This window comes from Mycolicibacterium setense, assembly GCF_000805385.1.
GTDB lineage: Bacteria > Actinomycetota > Actinomycetes > Mycobacteriales > Mycobacteriaceae > Mycobacterium > Mycobacterium setense.
On sequence record NZ_JTJW01000008.1, the window covers coordinates 579062 to 592206 of the forward strand.

General features: G+C 67.2%; 9 protein-coding genes. 2 read left to right on the forward strand and 7 right to left on the reverse strand.

The genetic code is table 11. From position 1 onward, the window contains the following. The first annotated feature begins 109 nt into the window (after positions 1 to 109). Both QQ25_RS21080 and QQ25_RS21085 read left to right on the forward strand, forming a co-directional pair. Positions 110 to 514 carry a globin gene (locus QQ25_RS21080; RefSeq protein WP_039380796.1) on the forward strand — a complete coding sequence of 135 codons (405 nt, stop codon included), beginning with the start codon at positions 110 to 112 and terminating at the stop codon, positions 512 to 514. A 1-nt stretch (position 515) separates the two neighbouring features. Next, positions 516 to 2063: a glycoside hydrolase family 13 protein gene (locus QQ25_RS21085; protein WP_039380798.1), complete on the forward strand. Its 1548-nt coding sequence runs from the start codon at positions 516 to 518 to the stop codon at positions 2061 to 2063. Here the strand turns inward: QQ25_RS21085 and QQ25_RS21090 are convergent. The 7 genes from QQ25_RS21090 to QQ25_RS21120 all read right to left on the reverse strand — a co-directional run bounded on the left by QQ25_RS21090 (position 2060) and on the right by QQ25_RS21120 (position 13095). Beyond that, positions 2060 to 2602, reverse strand: a complete 543-nt coding sequence (locus tag QQ25_RS21090) for a putative immunity protein (RefSeq protein ID WP_039380799.1) — start codon at positions 2600 to 2602, stop codon at positions 2060 to 2062. The two genes, QQ25_RS21085 and QQ25_RS21090, sit on opposite strands and share 4 nt — an antisense overlap. A 16-nt stretch (positions 2603 to 2618) precedes the next feature. Continuing rightward, positions 2619 to 3302 carry a DUF8185 domain-containing protein gene (locus QQ25_RS21095; RefSeq protein ID WP_039322360.1) on the reverse strand — a complete coding sequence of 228 codons (684 nt, stop codon included), beginning with the start codon at positions 3300 to 3302 and terminating at the stop codon, positions 2619 to 2621. Next, the gene (locus QQ25_RS21100) at positions 3299 to 3706 is read right to left on the reverse strand and encodes an acyl-CoA thioesterase (protein WP_039322363.1); all 408 of its coding nucleotides are present in this window, start codon (positions 3704 to 3706) and stop codon (positions 3299 to 3301) included. The genes QQ25_RS21095 and QQ25_RS21100 overlap by 4 nt, the downstream gene beginning before the upstream one ends. Then, positions 3703 to 8556: an NAD-glutamate dehydrogenase gene (locus QQ25_RS21105; RefSeq protein ID WP_052235943.1), complete on the reverse strand. Its 4854-nt coding sequence runs from the start codon at positions 8554 to 8556 to the stop codon at positions 3703 to 3705. Before QQ25_RS21105 ends, QQ25_RS21100 begins: the two co-directional genes overlap by 4 nt. A 98-nt stretch (positions 8557 to 8654) precedes the next feature. Then, positions 8655 to 10328: an energy-dependent translational throttle protein EttA gene (gene ettA, locus QQ25_RS21110; protein WP_039322368.1), complete on the reverse strand. Its 1674-nt coding sequence runs from the start codon at positions 10326 to 10328 to the stop codon at positions 8655 to 8657. Positions 10329 to 10438: 110 nt separating this feature from the next. Beyond that, positions 10439 to 10903 carry a single-stranded DNA-binding protein gene (gene ssb, locus QQ25_RS21115; RefSeq protein ID WP_039380802.1) on the reverse strand — a complete coding sequence of 155 codons (465 nt, stop codon included), beginning with the start codon at positions 10901 to 10903 and terminating at the stop codon, positions 10439 to 10441. Positions 10904 to 11058: 155 nt separating this feature from the next. Beyond that, positions 11059 to 13095, reverse strand: coding sequence for a bifunctional copper resistance protein CopD/cytochrome c oxidase assembly protein (locus QQ25_RS21120; RefSeq protein ID WP_039322374.1), 2037 nt, complete (start codon positions 13093 to 13095; stop codon positions 11059 to 11061). Between the last annotated feature and the right edge of the window lie 50 nt (positions 13096 to 13145).

Consider the following 13145-nt stretch of genomic DNA (forward strand, 5'->3'; position numbering starts at 1 on the left):
GAGATACGCACGAAAATTCTTTGTGTGTTCGCAGGTCAGTCCAATGAACACCAGGTGACCACGGTGCCGTGACCGGCTCGGACGCGCCCTCAGGCCACAATGGACCACAATGAACCACGTGACGCAGGTGCAGCGATCTTTCTACGACGAAGTCGGCGGGCACGAGACGTTCGCAGCGATCGTGTCTCGGTTCTACCAGCTGGTGCGCGAGGACGAGATCCTGCTGCCGTTGTATCCCGAGGACGACATCGACGGCGCCGAGGAGCGGCTGCGGATGTTCCTCGAGCAGTACTGGGGTGGACCGCGGACGTACTCCGACCAGCGTGGCCACCCCCGGTTGCGGATGCGGCATGCGCCGTTCCGCATCGGGTACCTCGAACGTGACGCCTGGTTGCGCTGCATGCACACCGCGGTGGCTTCGATCGACTCCGCGACGCTGGACGAGCCGCACCGGCAGGCGTTGCTGGATTATCTGAACATGGCCGCGGATTCGATGGTCAACTCGGCGTTCTGACATGCGCCGGTGGTGGGCAGACGCGGTTTTCTACCAGGTCTATCCCCGCTCATTCGCCGACAGCAACGGCGATGGGGTCGGCGATCTCGACGGCGTGAGCGCGAGGCTGGATTATCTGGCGGCGCTCGGCGTCGACGCCCTGTGGCTCAACCCGGTGATGGTGTCGCCGATGGCCGACCATGGCTACGACGTCGCCGACCCGCGCGATGTCGACCCGCTGTTCGGCGGCATCGCCGCCCTGGACCGTCTGCTCGACGCCGCGCACGCCCGCGGGATCCGGGTCACCATGGACCTGGTGCCCAACCACACGAGCTCGGCGCACCCGTGGTTCGTCGAGGCGCTGGCCGACCCCGGCCGGCGCGACCGCTACATCTTCCGTGACGGCCGCGGCGCAGCGGGCGACACACCGCCCAACAACTGGGTGTCGGTGTTCGGCGGCCCGGCATGGACCCGTGTCATCGAACGCGACGGCTCCCCGGGCCAGTGGTATCTGCACCTGTTCGACCCCGCGCAACCCGACCTGAACTGGACCCACCCCGCGGTGTTCGAGGATCTGGAGAAGACGCTGCGGTTCTGGCTCGACCGAGGGATCGACGGCTTCCGCATCGACGTGGCGCACGGCATGGCCAAGCCCTCCGAACTCCCCGACATGGCGGTCACCGATACCGCGCTGCTGCGCAACAGCGAAGACGACCCGCGGTTCGACAACGACAGCGTGCACGACATCCACCGCTTCATCCGCAGGGTGTTCGACGACTATCCCGACGCGGTGGCCGTCGGAGAGGTGTGGGTGCACGGCAATGAGCGCTTCGCGAAGTACCTCCGTCCCGACGAGCTGCACCTGGGCTTCAATTTCCGTTTGGTACAAGCCGATTTCGATGCCCGCGACATCCACGATGCGATCGACAACGCGATCGTCGCGGCCAATCTCGCCGGGGCGACTCCGACGTGGACGCTGTCCAACCACGACGTGGAGCGAGAGGTCACCCGCTACGGCGACGGTGTTCGGGGGCTGGCGCGAGCACGCGCGATGGCCCTGGTGATGCTGGCTCTGCCGGGCGCGGTATTCGTCTACAACGGCGAGGAGCTCGGCCTGCCCAACGTCGATCTGCCCGATGCGGTGCTCCAGGATCCGGTCTGGGAGCGTTCCGGTCACACCGAACGCGGGCGTGACGGTTGCCGCGTGCCGATGCCGTGGTCAGGCGATACGCCGCCGTTCGGGTTCTCGTCGAACTCCGATACGTGGCTGCCGATGCCCGCGCAGTGGGCATCGCTGACAGTGCAGCGCCAGCAGAGCGACCCGTCCTCGACCTTGGAGTTCTACCGGCGGGCCATCCAATTACGCTCTGGCCGTGCTGAATTCGCCGGCAGCCGGGTCGAGCTGACGACATCCGACGACATCCTGACGATGCGGTGCGACGGTGGCCTGACGTGTGTGCTCAACACTGGCACCGGTCCGGCGCCGTTACCGCCCGGCGAGATCCTGCTGACCAGCGGCGAGCTGATCGGGGGCCGACTGCCGGCCGACGGCGCTGCCTGGCTGGTCTAGTTCTGGGGCGTCCGCGCGGCCCGCAAAGCGTCGTCCAAGGTTGTCATCAGCCGGGCTACCCGGCTGGTACCGGTCGGTGCGGGCGGGTAGCGGCAGAGCACATCGATCAAGGCCGGTGTGGCACGTTGCCGGGCGCGATGCAGCGTCATGTTCCCGGCCTCGGGATCGCCGCTGTTGATCTCGGCAATACGGGCCGCGTTCGCCGCGGCCCGAAGGATGTGGCCGACCTGATGAGCTTTCGCGATCGGATGCAGATACGCCGCCGAGGCGGCGTCCCCGGCTGCCTGCGCAGCCAGACGCGCGGCTTCGGTATCGGCGTCTTTCGCTGCCCGGTGGGCGTCCAGCGAGGCGACCCGTTGTGCCTGGGTCCTGGGCCCGCCGTCGACGAACAGCCAAGCGGCGGTGATGGCTGCTCGCGGTCGAGGGTCATCGGGATGCACATCCTCGAATACGCCGAGCACCTCGTCAGCCGTCTGCGTCACATATCGAGCGACGGCTCGCAACTCGTCCGTGGTCAGCTCGAAGTCGCCCGATGTCACGCTGTGCGGCCGATTCTCAGGCGACGATCAGCGCGGCACTGTCGCGGCGGCGGTACACCGAGCCGAAGCGGGCGTCGATGCGCAACCACGACGGGTGGGCGCGGACCCGGACGATCTCCTGCTCGCTGACCTCGTTGCCGGTCGGCGGCAGAAATCCCATGGCTGTCAACGCGAAGACGCACCGCATCGGGACGCCGACGCTGTCATCACCTGCGCTGACCGCGATCACCTCCTGGTCCAGCAGCGAGGCCGGCGGCCCGTGCGCACTGCTGTGCTCGCGGGCCAGGGCACCGCCCTGCTGGGCCAGGTCGAGCATCACCCGCGCAGGGATGTCATCGAGGTGGACGAATCCGTCCTCCGGCGGCAGGCCACCGCGCCAGGCCGAGTCCATCGGAAAGCCAGGGTCGACGTATCCGTCTGTGGCAGTGGACAATCCGGTGACCAGTGCATCTGCTCCCGCACACAGGTCGGAGGGTCGGATCCGTCCGGTCACCACCCGGCCGGCCAGCACCTCCAACCCGGTCGCCACCCAGGCCACAAAGGCACCCATCCCCCGGTCGCTGCGCTCCTGCCCGCCGGTCCGGTCCCGCAGCCGCACCACCGCGGCATCGTCCAGCCGCAGTGCACGTTCGACGAACGTCGCGAGATCCGCACGGTCGCGTGGATCGTCGATCCACAGGCCGCGCTCCGGGGCGGTCATCGCAGATGGCTCTCCAGATAGCCGCGCTGCTCGGCCGTCAGACGTTCCAGTCGTTGCTCGGCGATGTGTACCGCGGCCAGTTGAGTCTCACCGATCACCGACGGCTTGGAATCGGCGGCGGCGTTGACCGAGCGCACCTCGTAACCGATGGTGAAGTCGACGGCGCGCACCCGCTTGGACCACATGGTCACCTGAAGCGGTGAGTCCACGAGCCGCAGCTGTCCCTTGTAGGCGATGTTGACATCGGCGATCAGCAGGCCGACGGTCTCGATCGTCGCGCCGAAAGGCTCACGCAGAAAAGGTATCCGGGCCTCTTCCAGAAGAGTCACCATGGTGGCGTGATTGATGTGCTGGTACATGTCGATGTCGGACCAGCGCACGTGCACCGGCGTTGTAAAACTCACGCAGTTGTTCCCGTTCCACTCGTTCGTGTCATGCTGCGGATCTGCCGCGCCGCCACAGACAGCGTTGCCAGGTCCTGTTCACCATCTTGGTGTATCTCGGTGAGCGTGCGCCGGGCGCGGGTCACCCGCGAGCTGTTGGTCAGCTCCCACTCGGCGATCTTCTCCTCACCGGTCTCATCGGGTTCGCCGACGGCGAGCACGTCGAAGCACAGGGCACGAAGCGAACCGTAGATATCGTCACGAATCGCCAACCGCGCCAAGGAATGCCAACGGTCGTCGCGACCCAGCCGCGACACCGCGGTGAGCAGCCCGTCCGCACCGAGGCGGTCCATCAACGCAAAGTAGGTGTCGGCCACCTCGGCGGGCTCGCGGTCGATGATGTCGGAAATGTCGATCACGTCGAGCAGGCTGTACTGGTACAGCCCGGTGGCCACGGCATACGCCAAGTCATCGGACACTCCGTGCGCGCGGAACTCCCCCGCTTCCTTCTCGACGATCGCCTTGTCGTCACCACGCAGCCACTGCGGCATGTGTGGGCGCAGGGCCGAAACCTTCGCGGCGAACCGGTTGATCTCGGCGCCGACGGCCAGCGGTTGCGGCCGGTAGTTCAGCAGCCAGCGCCCGGCCCGGTCGACCAGCCGGCGCAGATCCAGCGTCATCCGGTCGGTCACGAACACCGGCACCCCGTCATCGCCGGCGGCCCGAATCTCGCGCCATACCTTCCCGATCCCGAAGATGGCGTCGGTGGCGACGTAGCTGCGCACGGCATCGACGGGGCCGACCCCGACATCCTCGGTGATGCGGTAGGCGTAGCTGATCCCGCTGGTGTCGACGAGATCGTTGATCAGCATGGTGGTGACGATCTCCCGGCGCAGTTGGTGCGACCGGATCTCGCCGGTGAACTGCTCCCTCAGCTTCTCCGGGAAGTATCGCGGCAGCCGGGACGCGAACACTTCCTGATCGGGTAGGTCGCTGGCCAGGACGTCGTCTTTGAGGTTGAGCTTGACGTGGGCCATCAGAGTCGCCAATTCCGGTGAGGTCAAGCCGATTCCGGCATCGGCGCGGCGCCGGATCTCTTTCTCGGAGGGCAACGCTTCCAGCTGGCGGTTCAGCCCGCGGTTGGCCGCGAACTCCTTGATCATCCGGGCGTGCACCGAGAGCATGCTCGCGGCGTTGGCCCGGCTGGTCCCCATCAGGTCGTTCTGATCCTTGTTGTCGGTCAGCACCAGGGCGCCGACCTCGTCGGTCATCGACAACAACAAGTCGGTTCGTTCGGACGGACTGACCTTGCCCGCGGTGACCAGTGAGTCGATCAGGATCTTGATGTTCACTTCGTGGTCGGAACAGTCGACGCCCGCGGAATTGTCCAGCGCATCGGTGTTGATCCGGCCGCCGGCCAGGTCGAATTCGATGCGCCCCAGTGAGGTCACACCGAGATTGCCGCCTTCGCCGATGACCTTGGCCCGCACCTCGTTTCCGCACACCCGGATCTGGTCGTTGGCGCGATCGCCGACATCGGCCTCGGTCTCGGCCTTGACGTAGGTGCCGATGCCGCCGTTCCACAGCAGGTCGACCGGAGCCTTGAGGATGGCCTTCATCAGGGCAGGCGGGGTGAGTTCCTCGGTGTCGCCGTCGATCCCGAGAGCGGCCCGCGCCTGCGGGCTGATCGGAATGGACTTCTGCTGACGGCTGAAGACGCCGCCGCCCTCGCTGATCAGCGAGGTGTCGTAGTCCTCCCAGCTGGACCGGGGCAGCTCGAACAGTCGTTGCCGTTCCACCCACGACCGGGCGGCATCCGGATTGGGGTCGACGAAGATGTGCCGGTGGTCGAAGGCGGCGATCAGCCTGATGTGCTTCGACAGCAGCATGCCGTTGCCGAAGACGTCACCGCTCATGTCGCCTACGCCGACGACGGTGAAGTCCTGGCTCTGGGTGTCCACACCCATCTCGCGGAAGTGCCGTTTCACCGACTCCCACGCGCCCTTGGCGGTGATGCCCATGGCCTTGTGGTCGTAGCCGATCGAACCGCCCGAGGCGAACGCGTCGCCGAGCCAGAAGCCGTAGGACTTCGCGACTTCGTTGGCGATGTCGGAGAACGTGGCCGTGCCCTTGTCGGCCGCGACCACCAGATAGGCGTCCTCCCCGTCGCGACGCACCACGTCCGGCGGTGTGACGACGGTGCCGGTCGTCTTGTCGACGTTGTCGGTCACGTCGAGCAGTCCGGAGATGAAGAGTTGGTAGCACGCAACGCCTTCGGCGCGGGTCGCCTCACGGTCGACGGCTGCGTCACCGGTCGGCTCGGGCGGCCTTTTGACCACGAACCCGCCCTTGGCCCCGACCGGCACGATGACGGCGTTCTTGACCGCCTGGGCCTTGACCAGGCCCAGGATCTCGGTGCGGAAGTCCTCGCGGCGGTCCGACCAGCGCAGCCCGCCGCGGGCCACGAACCCGAACCGCAGGTGCACGCCTTCCACCCGGGGCGAGTACACGAAGATCTCGAACTTGGGCCGCGGCAACGGCAGCTCGTTGATCAGGCCGGGGTTCACCTTCATCGACACCACGCCGCGTTGGCGTGCCGAATTAGGCTGCTGCACAAAATAATTGGTACGGAGCGTGGCCTGGATCAGGGTGGCGAAGGCCCGCAGCACCCGGTCGGTGTCCAAGCTCACCAGGGCATCGATGTCGGCGGCGACAGCGGCGGCCGCCCCTTGTGCGTCGCGGGTGCCCGCGGTGTCCTCGGACGGGTCGAACAACGCCTCGAACAGTTGCACCAACGACCTCGTGGTGTGAGGGTTCTCGTTGACCACCGACTCGATGTGTGACTGGCTGTACGGAAAACCGGCCTGGCGCAGGTACTTCGCGTAGGCGCGCAGGATCACCACCTGCTGCCAGGTCAGATCCGCGCGCAGCACCAATTCGTTGAACCGGTCCACCTCGACCCAGCCGTGCCAGATCGCAGTCACCGCGTCGGCGAACCGCTGGGCGGTGGCTTCCCTCGAAGCGGCGTCGGCCGCGTCGGGGATGCTGCGTTGCCGGGCGACCTTGAACTGGTAGATCCAGACCGGCAGGCCGTCGGCCCGGCGCACGGTGTAGGGACGCTCCTCGAGCACCACGACGCCCATCGACTGCAGCATCGGCAGCAGTTCGCTCAGTGACGCCGACTGTCCGCCGAGGTACCAGGTGAGCTGGCCCAGCCCGTCATCGCCGCCCTCGGTGAACACCAATTTCACCGAATTATCCTGGAGCCCTTCGATGATCGCGATATCGGCGATGGCATCCGCCGGGGCGACGGCTTGTTTGTAGTCCTCCGGGAACGCCGACGCGTAGTGCTCTACAGCGGCTGGGCTGACCGCGCCGCGGCCGGCTGCGCTCGTCATGCGGTCCCCCCAGTTGCGGGTGGCCTCGGTCAGCAGATTCTGGATGCGGCTCTCGTTCTCGGACGAGGTGTCGACACTCTGCGAGGCGGTGGCATCGGGTAGACGGACCGTGAAATGAACTACTGCCCAGGGTGATTCGCTGACCCTGGCCGAGTAGTCGATGCTCTCGCCACCGAGCTCGCGCACCAGGATGTCCTGCATTTCCAGTCGCACCGCGGTGGTGTAGCGATCTCGCGGCAGATACACCAGGCAGGACACGAAGTGCGCCAGTTGATCCGCGCGCAGGAACAGCAGGGTACGACGACGCGATCCCAGGTCGACCACGGTCAACGCCAGGTCCAGCAACTGCTTGGAGCTCAGCGCGAACAGTTCGGGGCGCGGGATGGTCTGAACGATGTCACGCAGCAGCTGGCCGGGATGGCTGGGATCGCGGCGGGCCATGGCCAGCGCCTCCTCGACGCGCCGCGAGATCAGGGGAATCTCCAGCACGTTGGCGTTCATCGCGGCCACGGTGAACAGGCCGACGAAACGATGCTCCGTAGCGGTGCCGTCACGGCGATTACCGCTCTCGCGCACCACGACGATGTACGGGTTTGCGCCGTAACGCACGTAGCTCGGCATCGTGGCCTGCGCCAGCACCATCAAATCGTCGGCTCCGGTCAGCGGCGGGAGCACATCCTCGCGCAGCTTGAGCACACCGAGCCGGCTCGCCGGATCCACCGAGACCTGCCCGTCGCTGATCGCGCACTGCTGGTAACCGAGCAGCACGAAGTGGCCGTCGGACAGCCAGCGCAAGAGTGCTGCCACGTCCCTGCGGTCGGCGTTGGGAAACCGGCCCTCCACATCGGTGGCCACATCGTTGGCCAGGGCGTGCAGTGCGGCGCCCATGGCCGCGGAATCCAGCCCGATCTGGCGGGCCTCGGCGAGCACCCCGGGCAGTAGCCGGACCACCTCGGTCAGCGCCGGGCCGTCGGCCGCCCCGCTCACGGGGACCAGGATCCAGCACTCGTCGACACCGTCGCCGCCCGTGGCCTCGGCCGCAGGCTTGAAATCCAACAGATCGCCGTCGGCGTCGCGGCGCACGCGAAACACCGGGTTCATGATGGCCGGGTAGGCCACGCCGTGCCGGTGCAGCAGCACCGTGACCGAATCCACCAGCATCGCCGCCTGCTCGGTGACGATCTGCAGCGCCGGGCCGGAGTCGGTATCGCCGGGATACACCGCGACCTTGGTCTCCCCCGGTGCACGTCGACCGCCCAACGCGTAGTGGGCAGCCAACGTGGAGTCGGAGACCAGTCGCTCGGCCACCGCGCCTTGTGGGCCGGTGGCCGAGATTCCGGGCGCATCGGCCTGCGGAGCCCGGTAGGTGGACAGGAAAGCCACAGCGAGCCGGTGGACCACCTCAGGCGGCGCCTGAGCGCCATCCTGTTCGCTAATTCCCTGTCCCCGAAGGGCTCCCGGTTCGGCCGCCATACGGATCACTCCCTACTCACGCCCCCACACCGGCTTCGGTGCACAGTTGCGACATTAGTAGCGTCAACCAGCCCGCTGAGCCGTTTGGCCCCTCACGGTCAGTCGCGCGTCAGTCTCCGGTGGGTGACGCGGTGCGGACGCGCTGCCTCGGCTCCCATCCGGGAGATCTTGTTCTCCTCGTACGCGCCGAAGTTGCCCTCGAACCAGAACCACTTGGCCTCGTTGTCGTCGTCGCCCTCCCACGCCAGGATGTGTGTGCAGGTGCGATCCAGGAACCACCGGTCGTGGCTGATCACCACGGCGCAGCCGGGGAACTGCTCCAGCGCGTTCTCCAGTGACGACAGGGTCTCGACGTCAAGGTCGTTGGTCGGCTCGTCGAGCAGGATCAGGTTGCCGCCCTCTTTGAGGGTCAGCGCCAGGTTCAGCCGGTTGCGTTCACCGCCGGACAGCACCCCCGCGGGCTTTTGCTGATCCGGTCCCTTGAACCCGAACGCCGACACGTAGGCGCGTGACGGGATCTCGTTCTGGCCGACCTCGATGTAGTCGAGCTTGTCGGAGACGACTTCCCAGACCGTCTTCTTCGGGTCGATGCCGGCGCGGCTCTGGTCGACGTAGGACAGCTTGACCGTGTCGCCGACCCTGACCGTGCCGCTGTCGGGCTGTTCCAACCCGACGATGGTCTTGAACAGCGTGGTCTTGCCGACGCCGTTGGGGCCGATGACGCCGACGATGCCGTTGCGCGGCAGGGTGAAGGTCAGGTCCTTGATGAGCTGGCGGCCTTCGAAGCCCTTGTCCAGGTGTTCCACCTCGACCACCACATTGCCCAGCCGCGGCGGGGTGGGGATCTGGATCTCCTCGAAGTCGAGCTTCCGCGACTTCTCGGCCTCGGCGACCATCTCCTCGTACCGGCCGAGACGGGCCTTGTTCTTGGCCTGACGGGCCTTGGCGCCCGAACGAACCCAGGCCAGCTCGTCCTTGAGCCGCTTCTGCAGTTTCTGGTCCTTCTTGCCCTGGACCTCGAGACGCTCGGCCTTCTTCTCCAGGTAGGTCGAGTAGTTGCCCTCGTACGGGTAGGCCCGCCCGCGGTCGAGCTCGAGGATCCACTCGGCGACGTTGTCGAGGAAGTAGCGGTCGTGGGTGACCGCCAGGATGGCGCCCTTGTAATTGGCCAGGTGCTGCTCCAGCCACAGCACGCTCTCGGCGTCGAGGTGGTTGGTGGGTTCGTCGAGCAGCAGCAGGTCCGGCTTGCTCAGCAGCAGCTTGCACAGCGCGACGCGGCGGCGCTCACCACCGGAGAGGTGGGTGACCGGCTCGTCCGGCGGCGGGCAGCGCAGTGCGTCCATCGCCTGCTCCAGCTGAGAGTCGATGTCCCAGGCGTCGGCCGCGTCCAGTTCCTCCTGCAGATGGCCCATCTCTTCCATGAGCTCATCGGTGTAGTCGGTGGCCATCAGCTCGGCGACCTCGTTGTACCGGTTGAGCTTGCCCTTGATCGCCACGCCGGCCTCGACGTTCTCGCGCACCGTCTTGGTCTCGTCGAGCTGCGGCTCCTGCATCAGGATGCCGACGGAGGCGCCGGGCGCCAACAGCGCGTCGCCGTTGTTGGCATGGTCGATGCCGGCCATGATCTTCAGGACACTCGACTTGCCGGCGCCGTTCGGACCGACGACACCGATCTTCGCGCCGGGCAGGAAGTTCAAGCTGACGTCGTCAAGGATGACCTTGTCGCCGTGCGCCTTGCGGACCTTGCGCATCGTGTAGATGAATTCGGCCATGCCGTGATGTGCCTTTCTGAAGCTCTTCAGGTATGTCGGATGGGCGCTTGCGCGAAGGGACGCAGCAAGCCCAACTCACTCGCGCCCATCCTAGGCGTGGCCGAATGTGGCTAGGCCGACAGTGGTAGGTCGCCGTCGTCGAGCTCGGTTTCCATACCGTCGGCGTCGCCGTGGTCCACGGCGTCCGGCTCGGAATCCGGCGCCGGGACGGCCGTGGGCTTCGGCAACGGCGCGATCTTGGCCGTGCACCGCGACAGATCGGGGCCGACGGCGGTGGCCCGCACCTCGACCGATGACCGGCGCACGCCGTCCTTGTCGTCGTACTCGTCGGTGTGGACGTGCCCGACCACCACCACTGCGTCCCCCTTCGTCAGCGACGCACTGGCGCCCGTGGCCAGATTGCCCCAGCAGTTGACCGTGACGTAGAGCGAGTTGCCGTGCTCCCATGTGCCGTCTGAGGTGCGGCGGCGCGAGTTGCTGGCCACCCGGAACTTGTACAGCTCCTGATCGCCGAACCGTCGCCGGACCGGGTCAGTGACGATGTTTCCCACGATGCTGAACGGTGTCTCGAACATTTTCTGGTTCCTTTCGCTTCATCTGGCTCCGGCGATCGAATGCTTCTCGAACGCCATGCGGCCATTTACCGCGCAGGAACCGACACGCGCGGCAGCGCCGGCGCTGCCTGGAGCACCTGCTGTGGATGAAACCCGGACTGGGGATAACTCCGGTATCAGCCGGAAGGATGATCGCGCCGCGCCATCTCGGCGAGCATCGCGTTGTAGGCCGCGAGGTCTGCGTCGTCATCGCGGTCGGCCGCCCGGTCCAGCCGCTTCGCGGTGCGCTGATCGCTGCGTCGCCACTGGATGAGCAGCGCCAACATCACGATGACCAGCGGAACTTCTCCCGCCGCCCAGGCGATGGCCCCACCGAGGTGCTGATCTCCGAGCAGGTCGGTGTGCCACGGCAATTGCAGTGATCGGTAGAAGCTTTCGCCGAGCACGGTGTCCATGCCCATCATCACCACACCGAAGAACGCGTGCAGCGGCAACGAGGCGAACACCATCCCGATCTTGACCAGATGCGGGATGGGCCTCGGGGTGGGATCGATCCCGATGACGACCCAGTAGAACAGGTAGCCCGACAGCAGGAAGTGGACGTTCATCAGGATGTGGGCGGCGTGATTGCTCACCGCGGCGTCGAAGAGGCCTCCGAAATACAGGCCGTAGAACCCGGCGACGAACAGCACGGTCGCGACGATGGGATGGGTCAGGAACTGCGACACCCTCGAGTGCAACGCGGCCAGCAACCATTCTCTGGGGCCCGGTGGCGATCCGCGGCCCGCGGCGGGCAGGGCCCGCAGCGCCATGGTCACCGGAGCGCCCAGCACCAGGAACACCGGCACCAGCATGGACAGCAGCATGTGGGCGATCATGTGCATGCTGAACATCGCCGGCATGTAGCGACCGAGCCCCGATGAGGTGGTGAACAGCAGGACCGCACAACCGAGCAGCCAGGCGAACGTGCGGCCGATCGGCCACGTGTCGCCACGACGACGCAGCCGGTACATCCCGGCCAGATACACCGCCGCGCCGACGATCGCCACGGTCCCGAACAGCAGGTCGAATCGCCAGTCGAACAACACCCGGGCAACCGTCGGAGGCCCGCCGAAGTCGTATCCGATCGCGACCTCGGTGGCGGAGGGAACCCGCGGCTCGGGGGGCGGTGGGGTGCGCCCCAACCCGACCGCGATGCCGAACGTCACGCCGAACAGTGCGGCCTCGGTCAGCGCCAGCCGGATCAGCGGTCTGCGGGCACCGGGATCGGCGGACAGCGCGGTCAGGCTGATCCGGCGCTGGCGCCAGCCCAGCACGCCGAGCACGGTGAGCGCGACGACCTTGGCCACCAGCAACCAGCCGTAGCTGGTCCGCAACAGATCGGGCAGCTGAACCCGGACCAGTGCGTTGAGCACGCCGCTGATGGCCATCGCGACGAAACACCACAGTGCCAGCGCCGAGAAGCGGCGTGCCGCCAAGGCGGTGTTCGGGCCGTCAGCCCCGGCCGCGGTACCGGCCCGGAGCGCATGCGCCAGCAACGCGAGCAGCCCGCCGGCCCACAGCGCGGCGGCCACCAGGTGGATGAACAGGCTGTTGGTGGCCAGATCGTGGGCACCGCCGGACGAGGAATGCCCGGTCAGAACGAGCGGCATCAAGGTCAGCAGTGCCCCGGCCAGCAGCGCCGGCGTCCATCCCCATCGCAGCACCGGCAGGCTGGCGATGGTGACCGCCGCGGCGAGGATCGCCGTCCAGCGCCAGGCGGCCGAGACATCCACCAGGCCGGCCGCCGACCACACGTCGACGGGTCCGAGGTGATCGAGCAGCGGCTGCCCGGACACATCGGAGATCGTCAGCGGCACCAGCAGAGCCGCACACACGGTCCACACGCCAGAGGCGGCCGAGCCGAGGCGCAGCGCGCGGTAACCGGCGACGTCGAGTACGCCATTGGTCTGGGGGGCCACCAGGAACGCCGCGAACAGGAAGGCGCCCACCGCGATGACGGCGGCGATCTCGCCGGCGGCACGCACGAACGGCAGGCCGTAGGTGGTGACCGGGCCGGGATCGGGCAGGCCCGTGGCGGTCAACGCGTCGGCCAGTGACAGCGCGCCGATGCCCGCGGCCACGGCCCCGGCCAGCAGGCCCACGCCGACCAGCACCGGCCACACCACGCTGTTACGCACGGTCGATGCGGCGACCTGGCCGGCAGAAGTCATGGTCCAAGGGTATGGCGTGGGCCTCACCACACCCCGGCCACCGGACGAAA

Bases quoted from the DNA above. Each gene is read 5' to 3' on its own strand.
- QQ25_RS21080 (WP_039380796.1), top strand. From the start codon at position 110: ATGAACCACGTGACGCAGGTGCAGCGATCTTTCTACGACGAAGTCGGC.
- QQ25_RS21085 (WP_039380798.1), top strand. From the start codon at position 516: ATGCGCCGGTGGTGGGCAGACGCGGTTTTCTACCAGGTCTATCCCCGC.
- QQ25_RS21095 (WP_039322360.1), bottom strand. From the start codon at position 3,302: ATGACCGCCCCGGAGCGCGGCCTGTGGATCGACGATCCACGCGACCGT.
- QQ25_RS21105 (WP_052235943.1), bottom strand. From the start codon at position 8,556: ATGGCGGCCGAACCGGGAGCCCTTCGGGGACAGGGAATTAGCGAACAG.
- ettA (WP_039322368.1), bottom strand. From the start codon at position 10,328: ATGGCCGAATTCATCTACACGATGCGCAAGGTCCGCAAGGCGCACGGC.
- ssb (WP_039380802.1), bottom strand. From the start codon at position 10,903: ATGTTCGAGACACCGTTCAGCATCGTGGGAAACATCGTCACTGACCCG.
- QQ25_RS21120 (WP_039322374.1), bottom strand. From the start codon at position 13,095: ATGACTTCTGCCGGCCAGGTCGCCGCATCGACCGTGCGTAACAGCGTG.